The organism is Embleya sp. NPDC055664 (genome assembly GCF_053618075.1).
Genome location: NZ_JBSHGZ010000045.1, coordinates 23,375 through 40,720 on the forward strand (window position 1 = coordinate 23,375; position 17,346 = coordinate 40,720).

A 17,346-nucleotide genomic window follows, 5' to 3' on the forward strand; every position below is an offset into this window, starting at 1 on the left:
TCGGCGGCCCGCTCGAAGTTCTCCCCTGCGTCTTCCACGTCCTGTGGCACGGGTGGTTTGACGGCAGCGAGCACACATGCAAGTGCGGACGGGATCGAGCACGTCGCCGGCGGCGCCGACGACCGGACGCTATTCGCCACGCTTCAGCCGGGGTGGGGAGAAACTTGCCGGCGGCTGGCCGATGTCCGGCCCGCCGGTGTGCGGCGTCGGGACGTAGCCCTCGGTCGGTGCGGGCAGCGCATCGACGCAGGCCGTCGAACAGGCGTTGACCAGCAAGGGCAGCACGTCGGCGCCGGATGTCCACAGTGAGATCCACACCTGGCGCAGGTTCGCACCGTGGACACACTCGTCGCAGACGCTGCACGTGCGGATCGAGGTGGCGCCCCACACCCCGGGGTCGACGTCGTCGAGGTCCGCGGCCCGATCATCGGTTGCCGCGGCCCGGAGCGGCGGAAACGGCGGCCGCTGCTTGTAGTTGCCGTAGACGGCACGGGAGCTGACCGTGCTGCGCCGGAGATTGAGGCACCGGGTGATCTCGTACGGGAACCAGTGCAGGCGGTACGAGGTGTACGGGGTGAACTCCTCGAGGCTCGTCATCGCACCGATCTCGGGCGGGATACGCACCAGGTTGCTGCCGTACAGCACGAGGTGTTTCACCGAGGTGAGTTCGGCGATGGTCGCCGGGAGCGTAACGACCTGGCGCCGCTGCTCCGCGGTGAGTTCCACCAGCGGCTTGAAGACCTCCCGTCCGTCGGCCGCGGCCTCTTCGATCAGTTCGAGAAGGCGGATCCATCCCGGTGCGGTGGTGTCCTGACGTTCGGGATGGAAACGGGTCGGCGACTGTGTCCGGGAGGCGTATTCGATACACCCGCATCTCTCGCGCGCCGGACCCTGATCGCCGGGCCCGGTGGCATCGGCCCACCGGTTGGGATACACCTGCGGCCTCGAGTCCTCACTCATCGGCTCACAGTAGACGTCACGGCCGGGGAGACGTAGAGGGGGTCCGGAAGGGTCTTTCAGGGAAGCCGAGTCGGTGGTCGCCTGTCTCGGGGGATGCGGATCATGGTCGGGCCGCGCGCTGTCCGACGCGGAATGGGAGGTCCTCGCCCCTCTCGTGCCGCCGCCGAGGCCGGGAGATCGACCGGGCATCCCCGACGCGAGATCCTCAACGCGCCCTCGTATCGGCTTCGGGCCTGCTGCGCACGGCGCCTGCCTCGGCACGACTTCCCGCCGTACCGGACGGTCCACCGCCACGGGCGCAGGTGGCGGACCGAGGGACGATCGGGGGCGATCCCGGGCGCGCTCCGGGAGCGGGAACGCGCCGGTCGGGCCCGTGATCCGACCTCAGGCTCCGGGATCGTGGACAGCCGAAGTGTCAAGGAAACGGAACGGTGGGGCCAGGGCAATCCCGGCGGCGGTGCCGTAACCGGGCGAGACCAGGGCGGTGGACGCGGCGCCGTCGCCCGCAAAGACGGCCGTCCCCCATCCCGCCCGGCCGACATGGCCCGACGTGTTGCGCTTCGCCCACGCCCGGTTGTTCGCCCGCGATCGGCCGATGACGTTGGACGAACACCTCGGGGGCGCTGCCCCCCGGCACGTCGTCGTACCGGAGACCATCGTCGTGGACCGGGGGAAGGTCTTCCTGTCGAGGGCGTTCACCGCCGCGTGCGAGACGCTCGGGATCGGCGTGCAGCCGGCTCCCCCGTTCGCGCCGACGGCGAAAGGCATCGTCGAGCGCACGTTCGGATCGATCAACACCCTGTTCTGCCAACACCTTCCCGGATACACCGGCTCCGACGTCACTCGACGCGGCAGGGATGCCGAACGCGAGGCGTGCTTCAGTGTCGCCCGGTTGCAGGACCTGCTCGACGAATAGCTCGTCCACCGGCACCACCGCCCGCACGAAGGGCTGCGGCATCCGGTGATGCCGAGGGTCGCGTTGACGCCGAACCAGATGTGGGCCGCGCTGGTCGCGGCGTGCGGATACGTGTCGGTACCGCTGAGCGGCAGCGACTACCTCGAGTTGCTGCCGGTGCGATGGCAGGCGGTCACCGAACGCGGGATCCGCATCGACCACCGCACGTACGACCACGAGGTGCCGGGCCCGCTACGCGGGCAGTCCTCCGGGATCGTCGCCCGAGGCGGGAAGTGGAAGGTCCACCACAACCCGCACAACGGCCGCCAGGTATGGATCCGCCTGCCCGACGGCGAGTTGACCGAGATCCCGTGGATCCACCGCGACCACGCCCACCACCCGTTCGACGAACGCACCCGGCAATACCTGCGCGCCACCGCCGGCCCCCACACCGACGCCGACATCCACGAAGCGAACCTCGCCGACGCCCTCGACCAACTCATGCACCGCGCCCACAGCGGACGCGCCACCCGCGCCGAACAACGCCTCCTCGCCCGCGGCACACCCACCCGGATTCCCCCACCGGGACGCCCCGCGCGCAAAGGGCGGGAACAGGACCTCGGCGGCACCGTCCCGAGGACGGGCGAGGACAGCCTCGACGAACTCGACGACGGCCTCGACGAGTCACCGCTCCCGGGCCCGGACGCCGACGAGGACGAGCCCGGCTCCCCCGCCCCGCCGCACCCGGGACTCGGGATCCACGACGCACACGAGGAGGCCCCGAAATGGTGAGCCCCGGTGAGCAGTCGGGCGACGGCCCCAGTGGCGAGGGGGTGGACGCGACGGAACAATCCCGGCCGGTCACCACCTGACAGGGCCGGCAGGACTTCGCGACCAAGGCGCCCCCGACACCACCCGAGCCCGGCACACCGCCACGCAGCCGGGAAGAACGCCCGGCCCACCACTGCGCGTTCGTGACCATCCGCACCCCGACCATCGACACCCTCGCCACGAACATACGCACGCCGATGATCCTCGGCCGCCAGCAACGCACCACCGCCCGACCGGCATTGATCGTCACCGGCCCCGCCGCGGCAAGGAAGACCACCGCATTGCTCCACGTCGGACGCACGTGCCCCCGCAGAGGCCGCCCGACACAGCGGGAGAGTGGAGGGCCGGGTCCCGGTGGCGTACGTCCTCGTGCCGCCCGGCGCGACCGCGAAGGCCCTCGCCGCCGAGTTCGCCCGCTGTCTCGGCGTCCCCGCCGGCACCCGGATGACGCAGGCACAGATCACCGAGGCCGTCTGCCACACCTACCACCGGGCAGGCGTCCGGTTGGTCCTGATCGACGAGAACCCGCCGTCCTCGACCCCCGCACCACCACCGGCGCCGAGACCGCAGACCTGCCGAAGAGACCTCACCGAACGCATCGGCGCAACGTTCGTGTACGCGGGCATCGACGTGACCGCCACACCGTAGTTCGCGGGTGCACGCGGGGCCGGGCTCGCCGGACGGGCCTCGCTGATCGAGTGCGGGGCGTTCCCCGCACGGCTCGGCACACGCGAACCATTCAAAGAGTTGATCGCCGGAGTGGAAACCGCCCTGGACCCGAAACACACACCGAACGGGCCGGGACACCACCCCGCCTCGCCGCCTACCCCACCAACGCACCGCCGGACGCATCGGCAGCCTCACCCGCCTCATCCGCCAGGCCGCGATCACCGCGATCGACGACGGCACCGAACGCATCACCACAACCAGCCTCGACGCGGTTCGCCTCGACCACCTCGCCGAGACCCGGCGCCACCCCGGCACCGCCACCGGGTCCCGCATACCCGGCAGTAGACACACCCCGGGGCTCCGCAACCATGCAAAACCCTGTGACCTGCGCAAACACGGCCCGGGCCTTTAGACGCACAGGCTATGCGCAACACACCCGGGCATTCTCAACACAACCGCAATAATCCCAGGTCAGGCCCTCACGACCCTCGCCCGGACAGCCACGAAACATTCTCACCCAACCTGCAAAACCCCAGCCCACACCACCCCCAGAATCACATCCGCGGGGCTTCTGTCTCTCTTGGGACGAATAGTCATTGCTCAATCAGACGAACTGATCATCCATTGAAGGACTTGAGTCAAGACATTTTCTAGCTCCATCGAACTTTCGATATCGCAATGCTCGACTCGGACTTCACTCGTCTCGATTACGGCGAAGCTAACCTCAGCTTCTCCGCTCTCCCAGAGAATAACCTCTCCGAATTTATCCGAGCTTTCCAGAATCCACTGAAGGGATCGCGGATCTCGATCGATTGGAGAATAATTAATCTCCATCGCTACGCCACTTTGACGCACCTCGTCACTCCGTGCATCGATCCACTTTTGGGCACTCACCAGCAGAGAAGCACCTAGGGGCATCCCGAGCCACCTCCGAGTCGAATGTTTTCCGCAGCCGGCGATTGCGGGATCGGCAGGCCCTTCTTGGCAGCGAGTCGAGCGTCAAGAGATGTTGGTCCGGAGAGCTTATAGTCGCCCGGCCTCCCGCCCGGAGACAGAAGAGAGTGCGGCACATCAAACTCTACATAGACGGAACCGGGTCGCGCGGAAATATACCCATCGGAACTAGCTGGATATACCACGAAGCTCCTATCCCCCGCCCCCGATTGGACCATTCCCGTTTTCAACATCTTCTGGTATTCCTCCGTCGACATCCAGCGCCCAACGGTAACCAGGCCACTGCCACCGTCGTTAAGAACCAGTACTGGCGTATTTCCGGCGAGTACATAGTACGTGTGGTCCGCATCAACGGTCAGGTCGTGCGTACGTTGCTGCTGACGCAACAAGCGCACAGCGCGGATCTGAACCCAGGTGCCACTGGACGTTTGCAGCCACTGGCCCTGCTTCAACTCACCCGCATTGACCCATCGCTTCAGGTCCGGGACCCAGAAGGGGTGACTGATGGTAGCGATTATGGAGGCGTTGCCGTCGTCCGTGCTGACGGTGAGGTCGACGAAGTCTTTGTCGTTCTCGGTGGTGATTGCGGCCAAGACCGTGCGAGTGTTGCTTTCGCCGGTCTCAGGGTCAGTGGCGAGGACGTTGTCACCCGGTTGGATGTCCTGGATCGGTTTGGTCGATCCGTCGGCCATCTGCACTTTGGTATCAGGAACGAAGCTGTGCGTCAAGCCGCAGCTTTTTACGATAGATCCGACGAGACCGTCACCTTTTCGGCCGACGTCATCGACGATTTCGTTGGCTATCTTCCTTTCCACCTGGCGGGCAACAGCCTCGCCGGCCTTGCCTGCGCCGCCTGTGGCCGCCAAAGTGACAAGGTTGATGCCTGTGTCGATACACGCCTGCGTGTCGCTGCCCCTTGATTCCCAGCATTCGATGCCGGCCTGGACCCCCGTCACCTCGCTGACAAACTTGAACGCACGATTGTCTGCCACCTTTTCCCACACCGACCGCCGAACCTCGACACCGGCAGTCAGTTGGCCTGCCAGGAGAGGATTTCCTGGGCCGCGTGCCGACCCGGTGCCTCCGCCCGTCTTCCCGGATCCGGTGGATATGGGGTTGTTTCTCGATGGCGATGTACCAATCGCCGTCGCATGGGCGGCGGCGAATCCTGCCGCAGCGGCCGCACGAAGTTCGTCTTCAGGCGACAGGCCGGTGGGATCGCTGCGCGTCACCGGGTTGTTGTTGCCGTAGTTGTAGCCGTGCATCTGTTGAGCGTCGGCCAGGTCCATGAGCGGGTCGACGCTGATGAAGCGGCCGAGGGTGGGGTCGTATTCGCGGGCGCCGACGTGAGTCAAGCCCGTGGTGTCCATCGGTTTGCCGAGGAAGCCCTTGTCGTCGGGCCATTGGCCGCCTGCCTGGGTGGGCTGGGGACCGCGCGGCTCGCCGAAGGGCTTCGACTGGCGACGGGTCGCCGTCAGGGTGGTGGCATCGAGGGTGCTCGTGGGAGTGCCGTGATGGTCGACGGCCACGTATACGAGCATGCCGTTGCCGTTGCGGACAACGGCGGCGCCGCCGGCCGTCTGGTAGTAGCGGGTGCCGACCACAGGGCCGGACTGGTCGGTATTCGTGGTGAGTTCGTCGCTGCCGAGGTAGAGGGTGGTCTTGCCGGCCTCGCGGCGGATGATCCGATTGCCGTCGGCGTCATAGACGTAGTCGCCGGTTCCGGTGGCCGAGGCGACCTTGGTGAGCTTGTCCTCTTCGTTCCAGGTGAGGGTCTGGACGTTGGCGTCGGCGCCGGGGCGGGTTTTGGTGTTGCCGGAGGGGTCGTAGGTCAGGCCGGTGGTGACTGCTTCGCGGGTGCCGGTCTTGACGGTGACGGTGTCCAGGCGGTGGGTGCGGTCCGTGGACGTGGTGCCCGCGCGGTAGCCGTACTCCGTGGTGACGTTCTTGGTCGGGTCGTCGGTGGGGTCGTGGTCGACGAGTTTGGTGCGGTTGCCGACGACGTCGTAGGTGAAGGTCTGCCAGTACGGGTCCGGGCCGCCGACCGTGGACGGGGTCGGGGTTTGGGTGGTGCAGGCGCCGAGGCCGCCGTCGCGTGGGGCGGTAGGGGTGTCGGTGCCGGCGGTGTCGGTCCATGCCTCCTTGAGGCGACGGTGGCTGTCGTAGGCGAAGCACTGGGTGTCGGTGGTGGTGCCGTCGCGGACCGTCTTGATCGAGGTGACGTCGCCGTTGGGCTTGTAGGTGTATGACGTGGCGTCGACCTTGACGCCCGGCTTTTGCCATTCGGTCGACAGCAGGCGGCCGGTGGCCGGGTCGTAGGCGCTGGTGAAGCCGGGTTGGAGGGGTTCGGCTCCCAGGACGGCGAGGGTGTTGCGGCCGTAGGGGTCGTACTCGGCCCAGCTGAGGTAGAACGTCGCGCCGCCGAGCTCGGTGAGGAGGCCGGCGTCGTTGTGGCCGTAGAGCAGTGTCTCGGCGGGCAGGCCGCCGTGGGCGGGCACTTTCGTGCTCACCGGCAGGCCCACGCGCGGCTCGTACTTGGTGGAGGTGGTGTAGACGCCGGCGAGTTTGCCCTCGGCTGCGGGGATGGTGGTGCGGGTGCCCGCGGGGCGGTAGGTGCCGGGTTCGAAGCCGGTGATCTCGCTGGTGTACTTCGCGCCCGACTTGCCGCCGACGTAGCGGGAGGAGCCGTCGGCCTGGCCCTTGGCGTAGCGGTCGTACGTCCATTCGGCGAGGAGGTTCGCGTCGGCGACCGTGTCCTTGTAGCTGGCGGTCTTTCGGCCGAGCGCGTCGTAGGTGTAGGCGAGCTTTTGGCCTCGGGCGTCGGTGGTGCCGATGACGCGGCCGACGAGGTCGTAGCGGGTGTCGGACGGGCCCTTGTCGGGGACCTCGACGTGGGTCCGGCGGCCGAGGAAGTCGTAGGTGTACGTCCAGGTGTTGCCGCCCGCGTCGGTGACGGTCTTCAGTTCCTCGCGCGGGGTGTACGTATAGGTGATTTTCGTGTAGCCGTCGCCCTCGGGTTTGCCGCCGTTGTACTCGCGTAGTTCCTTCGGTTTGCCGCGGGCGTCATTGATCGACAGCGTGGCGGTGCCGCCGTTCGGGGGGGTCACACGGGTCTCGTCGGCACCGGCGTACGTGGTCGTGGTGCGCCATTGTTCGATCGCCTTGGAGGAGAAGACCTGGGCGGTGGTGCGGCCCATGCCGTCGTAGACGACGGAGTCCTGGCCGGGGACCTGGGCGTCGTCACCGACGAAGACGGCGGGTTCGGGCTCCCAGTCCTCGTTTGTTGCAGTTCGTGGAGGGGATGACCGACCGGCAGGCCGCGGAGGCGGTGCGGGCGCGGATCGATTTCAAGTACGCGCTCGGGCTTCGGCTGGACGACTCGGGCTTCGACTTCTCGGTGCTGTCGCGTTCCGGGACCGTTTGGCCGGTGCGGGCGGCGGGCGGCGGGTGCTGGACGGGGTCCTGGCGGCGGCCCGGAGACAGGGCTGCTCATGAGCTCGGGCCGAGCTCGTGCGGACTCCACGCATGTGTTGTCCGTCGCGCGTGAACCGTGCCGGCTGGAGCTGGTGACGGAGACCTTGCGTTCGGCGTTGAACGCGCTCGCCCGAGCGGCCCCGGCCTGGCCGGCCGAGGTCGCCGAGCCGGACTGGTTCCGGCACTACGCCACCCGGGCGGAGGACTCCAGGTTTCCCAAGGCGCGCGCGAAACGGGACGAGGTGGGCGTCAGGGTCGGTCGGGACGGGATGCGACTGTTGGAGGTGCTCTTCGCAGCCGACGCGCCCGATGGCCTGCGCGGGGCTCGGGGAAGTGGAGGTCCTGCGGCAGGTGTGGGTCCAGCAGTTCCATCCGGTGGAGGGCGAGGTGACGCGCAGAGGCCCAAATGACCGCCCGCCGGGCGCGACGCGCCTGGTCACCCCCTACGACGGCGACGCGCGCGGCAGCGCAAAACGGGACACCATGTGGGACGGATACAAGGTCCACCTCACCGAGACCTGCGAACCCCAGACGCCCCGAACCTGGTCACGAACGTGGTCACCACTTCGGCGACGGTCCCGGACAGCGTGATGAGCGAGGAGATGCACACCGGACTCGCCACACGGGAGTGCCTGCCCGGCGAGCACTGGGTGGATGCCGGATACCCCACCGCCGCCGCGATTGTCACCGCCCGGCTCGATCACGGTGTCTCCCCGCACGGCCCGGTCGCGGCCGACACGAGCGCCCAGAGCGCCACGGTGGGGGGCTTCGACCAGGAAGCGTTCATCATCGATTGGGAGAACAGGCAGGTCACCTGCCCCGGAGGTCGTACCACTGGCGGCCGGCACGAACGGCGCTCCCAGGAAGGGCTGCCGGTGATCCGGGTGCGGTTCTCCGTGCTCGACTGCCGGCCCTGCCCCGTGCGCCGCGAGTGCATCAACTCGCCCGCCGCCACCCACCGTGAATTGCGGCTGCGGCACCACGATGAACACCACGCGATCCGCGCGGCCCGGGCAGAGCAGCAGACCGACGCCTGGAAGGACCGTTACAAGATCCGTGCCGGGGGCGAAGGAACCATCTCCCAAGGCGTCGGGCGCTGTGGCCTGCGCAGATCCCGCTACCGGGGCCTGACGAAGACCGGCCTCCAGCACCAGCTCACCGGCGCCGCGATCAACCTCGCCCGCATCGACGCCCACCTGACCGACACACCCCGCGCCCGCGCCCGAACCAGCCACTTCGCAGCGCTTCGCCCCGCCGAACAAGTCGACGGGGCGAAGCACCAGGGCCCGAATTGACCAATAGCGTCCGCGTTTGCGCGCCGGGCCCCTGCCCGTCACCTCCGCACGCACAGGGACAGGCACGACGGCCCTCGCACCGCCTTACCTCCAGGCAGGCGCGTCATCGGAGTCGAGGACGTTCGCGCCGCCCCCTGAGGACCATTGCGGTAGTTGTTCGTTTTTGTGGATCTTGAGCCTCCGTGTTCGTCGGTTGGTCGCTGATGCGCGCCCGGAACCTCGTGGCCGTCGAGAGCGCAAACAGCGGCGAAGAACGAGGTGGCCCGGAGGATGCGACCCAGATCGAGGCGGCGCGGTTCATGGATCGTCTCCGAGGAACGATCGTCCCGGTGTCTCCGTACCGAGTACGCGGGGACGTCACGATCCACTGCTCCTCTCCCCTGCCCGAAACGGCCTGGACCGGCCGCCTCCCACTCCTGTGCGCACACCACCCCGCCTGGGCCTTCGCCCCACACCCACCGCACGAAACCGGAACACGTAGCGTTTCACGGCCCGAAAGTTCCTCGACCGGCTCCACGACACCCGCGCCGCAGTTCGCGCGGCCTGGTCGCGTAGGGCGCGAGTCTGCGCAAGGACGGCCGGCGACGGACGCGCCCTTCTGCCTTGCCCGAGTTCCATGGGCGCATCGCGTTTCCGCCGTCGCGCCACTCGGGTGTCAGTCCTTGGGAATGTACGTGAGGCAGGTCGAGAACGGCTGGTCGCGGACACACGCGAACAGCGCCTTCCACGTGCCGGTGTTTTCGCGGCCTGCTTTGAGCAGCGTGGCCGCGCACGCGTCGTCGGAGAGGCCCCACAGGGATCCGTCCGGCCAACCGACCTGGGCGGTACGGCGGTCGATCACGTCGAGGCAGGCTGCGGGCGGGTTGTACTTCTTGACCTCGGTGAGGAACTCCGGGTACTTGGAGTTCTGCGGCGCGCCGGGCGGCGCGTCGGGCGGCGCGTTGGGCGGAGCGCCGCTTTGCGCGGCGGCTGGCGCACTGGTCAGTGCGACCAGCTTCTGTTGCGCCGCGGTCCGCTCTTGCGGGGAGGTCTGCGGGTTCTGGAGGGTTGCCGATGCCTGTCCGGCCTCCCCTGCGATCTTTTCCAAAGCCTTCGTGATCGCTTCCCTGTCCTGCGCGTTCTTCGGTGCCGTCTGCGGGTTCAGGCCGGCCAGGAATCCGGCGGCCAGGGATTCGGCGAACTTGATGAGGATCGCCCGGTCCACCGTGTCGGTCCTCGGCTCCTGAAGGGCCGACAGGTTCGTGGCCAGACTGATCATCAGGAACCTGTGCACACTCTTGTTCTGGGACGTCGTGCCGGGATCGAGGGATATGGCCATTGCTTCGCTGATCGCGTGCACGATCGTCGAGTATGTGGCCCGGTCTTGTGGCGGCGTGACCCGATCCGCGATCACTTTGAGCGTGTCGCCGACAATGCTCACGACCCGCAGTTGCTCATCCCGGTCCGAGGGCGTCGTCTTCGAGTCCTGGGCATCCTGCACGGCACTGGCGAGAGTCGACGCGACCTTCTCGTACATGGCCTTTTCCGCCGGCGTCGCGCCCTGGGCCTGGCTCAGTTTCAACGCCACGTTGATCCCGTCCACGGCCTTTTCGAACGCGGCCTTGTCGGCCGGCTTGGTCGCCGAGTCGTTGATTGCGGCGATCGCCTTGGCCAACCCGTCCCTGAGCTTTTGTTTCTCCGCTTCCGGCACGCCGAGAGCCGCTATCCGGTCCTCCGTCTCCCTCTGTGTGTTCGGCCCGAACTGCTGCGGGCCCGGGGACTTCGCCGCGTCCGACGACGCGGGCACGCCCGGCTGTTCGGGCGTACCGGCGCCGGGCTTCGACTCGGGGAGCTGTGGCTGCTTGTACGTGGGCGCGCCCGGCTCGTCAGGCGTGGAAGTGGCCGGTGGTGCCGAGTTCGGCGGTGGCCCGGACGTGGCCGGCGGTGCGGACGTGCCCGGCCCCGGTCCGGGCGTGCCCGGGGACTGGGGCGCGGGGGGACTGCTTGCGGCAGGCACGGTATTCGGGCCTTGGGCAACGGCGGCGGGTGCGGCCGGGGAAATGGCGGGCAGTGCGATCGCGGTCGCCAGACAGGGCGTGCCGACGATGCGGAAGACGAGTCGCCGTGCGGGCTTGGGCATGGTGAAATCCCGGTGCGTATCGTGGAGTTGCCGTGTGCCGGCCGCGCGGACGTGCCCGCTGCGCGGCCTGGAGTCACCGGAGATCGCGATTTCGACGGTGCGAACGAACGACAAGATCCACTTTTCTCCTATCGTCGACCCGCTGCAACTCGAGCCCCCGGGGCCGCCGCAGCCTTCGGCGGCGAGGTGGAGCGTGTTCGTGGCGTACCCGGGTGCGGGAGGCGCTGGAGCGTGCGTGCCGATCGACACTGGCGGGTGGCGTTCGAGAGCGACAGTCCGGCCGGTGTGCTCGCTGCGGTGCGGGCCGGACTCGGCGTCGCGGCGCTGATGCCGGCGATCGCGCTGCGGCGCACGGTCCGGATCGCGTGGCGGGCGGGTGACGCCGCGTGGGGTCGAGCGGGGCGAATCGGGAAACCGTCGTGGGGTGACCTCGGTCGGGCGCGCGGGCTTTCGTTCCCAGGCGGCTCGGGACCACCCGGCCAAAGCTCCGGCCGACGCCGACCACCTTTGCGAAATCACACCTGTGGTCGATCAGTCGCTTTCGACTTCGAAGGTCGGGAAAAGGTACACCGCGGGAATGGATCCGTCGGGTTGCCGGGCCGCTTCCGGGAAGTCGCTCGGGTCCCCGATGAATATGCGGCCGGCGATCGAGTCGAGCGGGCTGTAGGTGTTGCCAGGCGGCGGGGTCCCGACGGCAACGCCCCGATTTCGCATCCTGCCCTCCACGCCCGGGGCGACGGGCAGCGGGGAAAGCGTGGTTGCCGAATTCTGCGTGCCGGAGCATGTCGACGCGTTTTTGTGCGGTCTCCCGAGCGATCGCACGTCGGGCGCGACGGTCCCATGCCGTCGCTCCGGGCGTGGCCGATCACGATTCCCGTGCTACGCGAAGGCGCCCGGTGGCGGGGACGCCGGGTCGCTATCGGCCGAGTCGTCCCGCGCCACCGGGCGAATAGAGCGGCACCGTCTCGAAGCGTCGACACCCGCACGTCCCGACGCGTCGACTCGGTGTCGACCGTCCCAAGCCCGCTCGGCCAACTCAGGCTCAGCGTGAGCGACCCCGAGTAGGTACCCGGCGGACGAACGCCGGGGTCGTCAACGTCAGCGCGGCGTCCACCGAAACGCTGCCGCCCGTGGCTCGACCCTCGATCGGCGTCTGCATGCACAACTGGGCCCGGGTCGCCCCGAGCGGCCCCGGAGTGCCGGGGGTGACCGTTCCGGGCGCGCCATCGGCCGCCACGCAGCTCCATCGCCCCGTGTGACATGTGCAGTCCCAGCTCTTGCTTGACGTCGTTGTTGCGAGAGTTGCTTGACGGTCGCGGGAGATTTCTGACGGTCCGGCCACGTCCGTGACGGCTGGTGGTCGTTGTAGTGGCATGGGCGAGGTACCAGAGGATGGCGGCGCCGACGAGGACTGGACGGTTGAGCACCGGTTTCGGGCGGTGGTGGAGGTACTGGACGGTTCGCCGGTGGCCGAGGTCGCCCGCCGGTACGGAACGTCGCGGCAGTCCGTGCACACCTGGCTGCGGCGCTTCCGCGAGGGCGGACGGGACGGGTTGAAGGACCGGTCCCGTCTGCCGCACACGTCACCGTCACGGGTGCCGGTCGACGTCGAGCTCGCCGTCTGCCGGCTGCGGCAGACCTACCCGAAGTGGGGTGCGCGCAGGATCGCTCACGAGCCGGCCGCGCGCGGGATCGCGAACACCCCGGGCCGGTCGACGGTGCACCGGATCCTGGCCCGCAACGGCCTGGTCAACCACCAGGTCCAGGTGCACCGCCGTGTCTACAAACGATGGCAGCGCGACGCTCCGATGCAGTTGTGGCAGATGGACCTGATGGGCGGGGTTTTCCTTGCCGACGGCCGCGAGTGCAAACTCGTCACCGGGATCGACGACTGCTCGCGGTTCATTGTGATCGGCGCAGTGGTCCCGCAGCCCTCCGGCCGTGCCGTGTGCCAGGCGTTCATCGAAGCCATGCGCCGGTTCGGGGTCCCGTCCGAGGTGCTGACCGACAACGGCAAGCAGTTCACCGGCCGCTACTCCAAGCCGCTGCCGGTCGAGGTGATGTTCGAGCGGGTGTGCCGGGAGAACGGCATCAACCGGCGGCTGACCAAGCCGCGGTCGCCGACCACGACGGGCAAGATCGAGCGGTTCCACAAGACCTTTCGTGCTGCGCGGTCTCCTGGATGCCGGAGCGGCCGAGGAGGCCACGCGGGCGCTGGGTTGGGTGGTGATGTCGGGTGTGCTGAGCATCGGCCCGGCGATGTCGGCGGTGCTGCCGTTCCTGTTGCGCCTGGCGGCCGATCCCGAGGTTCCCCGCCGGGACGAGTTGTTCACCCTGGTGCTGGCCGCAGCGCTGTCCGAGGCCACCGACCCCGACAACCCGGTGGACATGGCGATCGGCGGCCCCGAGGAGGACCATCCCGAACGCGGCCTGTGTCGGGCCGCGTTCGTCATCCACCAATCGTGGGTACGCCGGCTCCTCGACGACGACACCCTCCTGGCGCACGGCCCGCTCCACGACGACGAACGCATCTGCCTGCACACCGCCGCCCAACTGTGACACCACCGACCGGGCCGCCGCCGCGCCGGCGGCCGATCGGGAACCGGCCGTAGTCCGGCCCGGCCGGGATCGTCCGTGCCGGCGCTCACGCAGGCGGCCGGACCCGTCCCCGCCGGACGACCGTGTCGAGGGACGGCGGCACGCGGCCGGAGCCGTCCCGCGAGTGCGGGCGGCCGGGGCTCAGTGGTGAAGGATCCACCACATGAGCCATCCTCCGGCGGTGCTTCCCGCACCCGTGGCGATCCCGCGGACCGCGTGGGAGGCCGTCGTGCGGGCGGCACGGACGATCGAGGCGTGGACACTTCCGCGAGCCGCAGGGGTGGGGGTGGTGTCGGTCATGTACCGTCTCCCGAGTCCGGTCGGGCGCCCTCGGTATTCGGGCCGCCCGGTGTCAGGACCCATGAGGCCCAGGCAGCGGTGTGTTCGGTTTTCGGGCGGCGACCGGTCCGGACGATCCCTACGCTGGTCACCCGGGAATCCACGAGTTCCCGAGAAGGGGTTCGGTCCGTGTTCGGACCGAAGACGAAGGCCTGGGGGCGTGGGTGGGGACGGACGAGCGAAACTCGGGCGACGACAGCCGCGATCAGGGCCGCGCGGGTGAGTCAGCCGCGGAATGTTTCGCGCGGCGTCTGCGCGAACTCCACCAGTTGGCCATGAGCCCCTCGCATGCCGAACTGATCCGGCGGGGCCTGGCCCACAAACCACCCGTCCGCCTCAAGGCAGCCTCGCTCAGCGACTGGTTCAGCGGCCGCTCCACCCCCACCGCACGCTCCACCCAATTCGCTTTTCTTCTTGGGTATTTGGAAAGCACTGCCAACCGACTCGACCCCAATCGGCGATCCACTCCACTCGCGCAATGGCGCGAGGTGCGCGCACGGGCCGAAAAGGAACGCCGTACATCTCGACGATCTCCTCCCGGGGACACCGAACCCGACAGGACCGACCACGTGCCGGCAGCCATCGACGACGGGCCCGGTGCGCGCGCAGCCGGCTGGCCAGTCACGGTCGCCTACCGGGGCGAGCACATCGACTCCCGTCACGGCACTCTCACCGATCCTTGCCACCGCCTGAACGGCGCGCTCGAAGCCGCAGGCCGGCCTGTGCGCGAGTTCACGGACCCGTTTGCGCTCGAGGTGCACCAGGCCATCGACGCACCCGAACACACCAGGGAGGCACTGCCGGTGCTGCCGGTGTACGTACCGCGTGCCCACGATCGGGTCCTGCGGGCGGCCGTGGAACGCGCAGCGGGCGGGGAGAGCATGATGGTCACACTGGTGGCCGGGTCCTCCACCGGGAAGACCCGCGCCTGCTGGGAAGCGCTGCGGGGCGTGCCCGATGAGTGGCGGTTGTGGCATCCGATCGCGCCGGGACGGCCCGAGGCCGCCCTGGCCGAGCTGTCCGCCGTGGGACCGCGAACCGTGCTCTGGCTCAACGACGCTCAGTTCTACCTTGCCCCTTCCGGGGTGGGCGAGCGCGTCGCGGCGGAGGTGCGCGAACTTCTACGCGACCCCGCCCGCGCACCGGTACTTGTGCTGGCGACGTTGTGGCCGGACCCGTACTGGGACGCCCTGACCGCTTCACCCTCCGCCGGTTCCCCGGACCCACACGCGCAGGCGCGGGCCCTGCTCACCCGAACCGACCTGCGTGTGCCCGACGCGTTCATGGGCACCGATCTGGACGAGGTGCGTGCCCGCGCCGGAGAGGACCCGCGACTGGCGAACGCTCTCGCGAGTGGGGACGACGGGCGTGTAACCCAATTCCTGGCAGGAGCGCTCGCGTTGCTCAAGCGCTACGACCTCGCCCCGGTCGGCGCGCGGGCGGTGATCGAGGCTGCCATGGACGCACGCCGCCTCGGCCACGGACCCGTCCTGCGCCAAGCGTTTCTCGAGGAAGCCGCCGACGCCTACCTCACCGACCACGAATCCGACACCCTCCACAACGACTGGTTCGAACAAGCCCTCGTCTACGCCAGCACCCGTGTCCACGGCACCGTCGCACCCCTGACCCGCATCCGGCCCCGGCGGCGCGCCCGCGACACCACCCGAAACAACGGCCATCAACCGACCTATCGTCTTGCCGACTACCTCGAACAACACGCGCACCACACCCGGAGGCGCTTTTGTCCGCGCACCTCTTTTTGGGACGCCACTCACGAGCACGCACATACCACCGAGGACCTGCTCAACCTCGCTGACGCCGCGCGCGCTCGATTGCGTCTGCGCCACGCCCAACGCCTCTATGACAAGGCGGCGGCTGCCCGCGATCCACGCGCACCGATGAGCCTCGCCGAGCTGCGGGATGAGGCTGGGGATCAGGAAGGCGCCGAACGTTGGTACCGCGGAGCCGCCGACGCTGGACACACCGGCGCTCTGCAGGCCCTGGGGAACCTGTGGGAACGCGCAGGCAATCACACCGCCGCGGAACACCTGTACCGCCAGGCCGCGGGCACGGGAGACACCTCCGCGCTGCGTTGCCTCGTCATGCTGCGCGTGAGGATGGGCGACCTGGACGGCGCCGAACGCCTCGCGAACGAAGCCTGCGACGCCGGAGACACCGACGCGCTGGCAACCCTGGCCCTGAACCGGGAGTACGTAGGGGATCTCGTCGAAGCCGAACGCCTCTACCGCAAGGCCGCCGACGCCGGAAACACCGACGCGATGGGAGCCCTGGCCCTGATCCGGGAGGCGGCGGGCGACCTCGACGAAGCCGAACGCCTCTACCGTCGAGTCTCCGGCCTCAGCCTGAGGATCCTGGCCCTGACGCGAGCGAGGGCGAGCGACTCTGATGGTGTCGAACGCCTCATTCGCGAAGCCGCCGACGTTGGGGAACCCTTCGAGCTGGTAACCCAGGCATGGCTTTGGGATGAGGCGGGCGACGTCGTCGAAGCGGAGCGCCTCTACCGCAAGGCCGCCGACGCCGGAAACACCGACGCAATGACAACCCTGGCCCTGATCCAAGAGGAGGCGGGCGACGTCGTCGAAGCGGAGCGCCTTTACCGCAAGGCCGCCGACGCCGGAAACACCGACGCAATGACAATTCTCGCCCGGTTGCGGTACGAGGCGGGCGACCAAGGCGGCGGCGAAGACCTATACCGCAAGGCCGCCGACGCCGGGAACACCAACGCACTGAGCACCTTGGGTCGGATCCGGGAGGCGGCGGGCGACCTCGACGAAGCCGAACGCCTGTACCACCAAGTCGTCAACACCCAACTTGAAAGGATCCGCAGGTCGTCCAATTGGAGAGCAGGCGATCCGCTACTCCTCAGCCGTACATACCACCCAAGCCTCGGCTATGGCGCTGCACGCGGGCTGTTGTCCCTGGTCCAGGCCATGGAAAGAATGGGTGACCGCGACGGTGGCGAACGCCTCGCCCGCGAAGTCGCCGACACCGGAGACACCCACGCACTGACGACTCTCGCCCAATACCGGGAGGAGACAAACGACCACAACGGGGCCGAACGCGTGTGGGGGTGGCTACGCAACGGCCTCGACGCAGACGACGCGCCATCCTTCGACGGCTGAGGACATATCGGCGCGGTGCCCGGGTGTCGGGCGAGAGTGTCTTCGATCCGGGAGTCCGGGCGGATGACA

General features: G+C 68.6%; 9 protein-coding genes and 2 pseudogenes. 7 read left to right on the forward strand and 4 right to left on the reverse strand.

The window, feature by feature from the left end; all coding sequences use genetic code 11:
• Positions 1-129 precede the first annotated feature (129 nt).
• On the reverse strand, positions 130-960 hold the full coding sequence (locus ACWGR4_RS42315) for a leucine-rich repeat domain-containing protein (protein ID WP_452130591.1): 831 nt from the start codon (positions 958-960) through the stop codon (positions 130-132).
• A gap of 550 nt (positions 961-1,510) precedes the next feature.
• On the opposite strand from ACWGR4_RS42315, the gene ACWGR4_RS42320 reads away from it, so the two are divergent.
• From ACWGR4_RS42320 to ACWGR4_RS42330, 3 genes are all read left to right on the forward strand, one after another.
• Positions 1,511-1,876, forward strand: coding sequence for a hypothetical protein (locus ACWGR4_RS42320; protein ID WP_452130592.1), 366 nt, complete (start codon positions 1,511-1,513; stop codon positions 1,874-1,876).
• A gap of 48 nt (positions 1,877-1,924) precedes the next feature.
• Positions 1,925-2,647: a hypothetical protein gene (locus tag ACWGR4_RS42325; RefSeq protein ID WP_452130593.1), complete on the forward strand. Its 723-nt coding sequence runs from the start codon at positions 1,925-1,927 to the stop codon at positions 2,645-2,647.
• 393 nt (positions 2,648-3,040) lie between these two features.
• Positions 3,041-3,334, forward strand: coding sequence for a hypothetical protein (locus ACWGR4_RS42330; protein ID WP_452130594.1), 294 nt, complete (start codon positions 3,041-3,043; stop codon positions 3,332-3,334).
• Positions 3,335-3,955: 621 nt separating this feature from the next.
• Here the strand turns inward: ACWGR4_RS42330 and ACWGR4_RS42335 are convergent.
• The gene (locus tag ACWGR4_RS42335) at positions 3,956-4,273 is read right to left on the reverse strand and encodes an immunity protein TriTu family protein (RefSeq protein ID WP_452130595.1); all 318 of its coding nucleotides are present in this window, start codon (positions 4,271-4,273) and stop codon (positions 3,956-3,958) included.
• Positions 4,264-7,506, reverse strand: coding sequence for a TreTu family toxin (locus ACWGR4_RS42340; protein ID WP_452130596.1), 3,243 nt, complete (start codon positions 7,504-7,506; stop codon positions 4,264-4,266). Before ACWGR4_RS42340 ends, ACWGR4_RS42335 begins: the two co-directional genes overlap by 10 nt.
• A gap of 83 nt (positions 7,507-7,589) precedes the next feature.
• Here ACWGR4_RS42340 and ACWGR4_RS42345 point away from each other — a divergent pair.
• Positions 7,590-9,078, forward strand: a pseudogene (locus tag ACWGR4_RS42345) (transposase); the annotation flags it as partial.
• Between the two features lie 655 nt (positions 9,079-9,733).
• On the opposite strand, the gene ACWGR4_RS42350 reads toward ACWGR4_RS42345, so the two are convergent.
• A complete protein-coding gene (locus ACWGR4_RS42350; protein WP_452130597.1) occupies positions 9,734-11,311 on the reverse strand; it encodes a hypothetical protein in 1,578 nt (525 codons plus the stop codon).
• 1,259 nt (positions 11,312-12,570) lie between these two features.
• On the opposite strand from ACWGR4_RS42350, the pseudogene ACWGR4_RS42355 reads away from it, so the two are divergent.
• From ACWGR4_RS42355 to ACWGR4_RS42365, 3 genes and pseudogenes are all read left to right on the forward strand, one after another.
• Positions 12,571-13,362, forward strand: a pseudogene (locus ACWGR4_RS42355) (IS481 family transposase); the annotation flags it as partial.
• Positions 13,361-13,756, forward strand: coding sequence for a hypothetical protein (locus tag ACWGR4_RS42360; RefSeq protein ID WP_452130602.1), 396 nt, complete (start codon positions 13,361-13,363; stop codon positions 13,754-13,756). The pseudogene ACWGR4_RS42355 and the gene ACWGR4_RS42360, both read left to right, overlap by 2 nt.
• Positions 13,757-14,298: 542 nt before the next feature.
• Positions 14,299-17,277 carry a tetratricopeptide repeat protein gene (locus tag ACWGR4_RS42365; RefSeq protein WP_452130598.1) on the forward strand — a complete coding sequence of 993 codons (2,979 nt, stop codon included), beginning with the start codon at positions 14,299-14,301 and terminating at the stop codon, positions 17,275-17,277.
• Positions 17,278-17,346 lie beyond the last annotated feature (69 nt).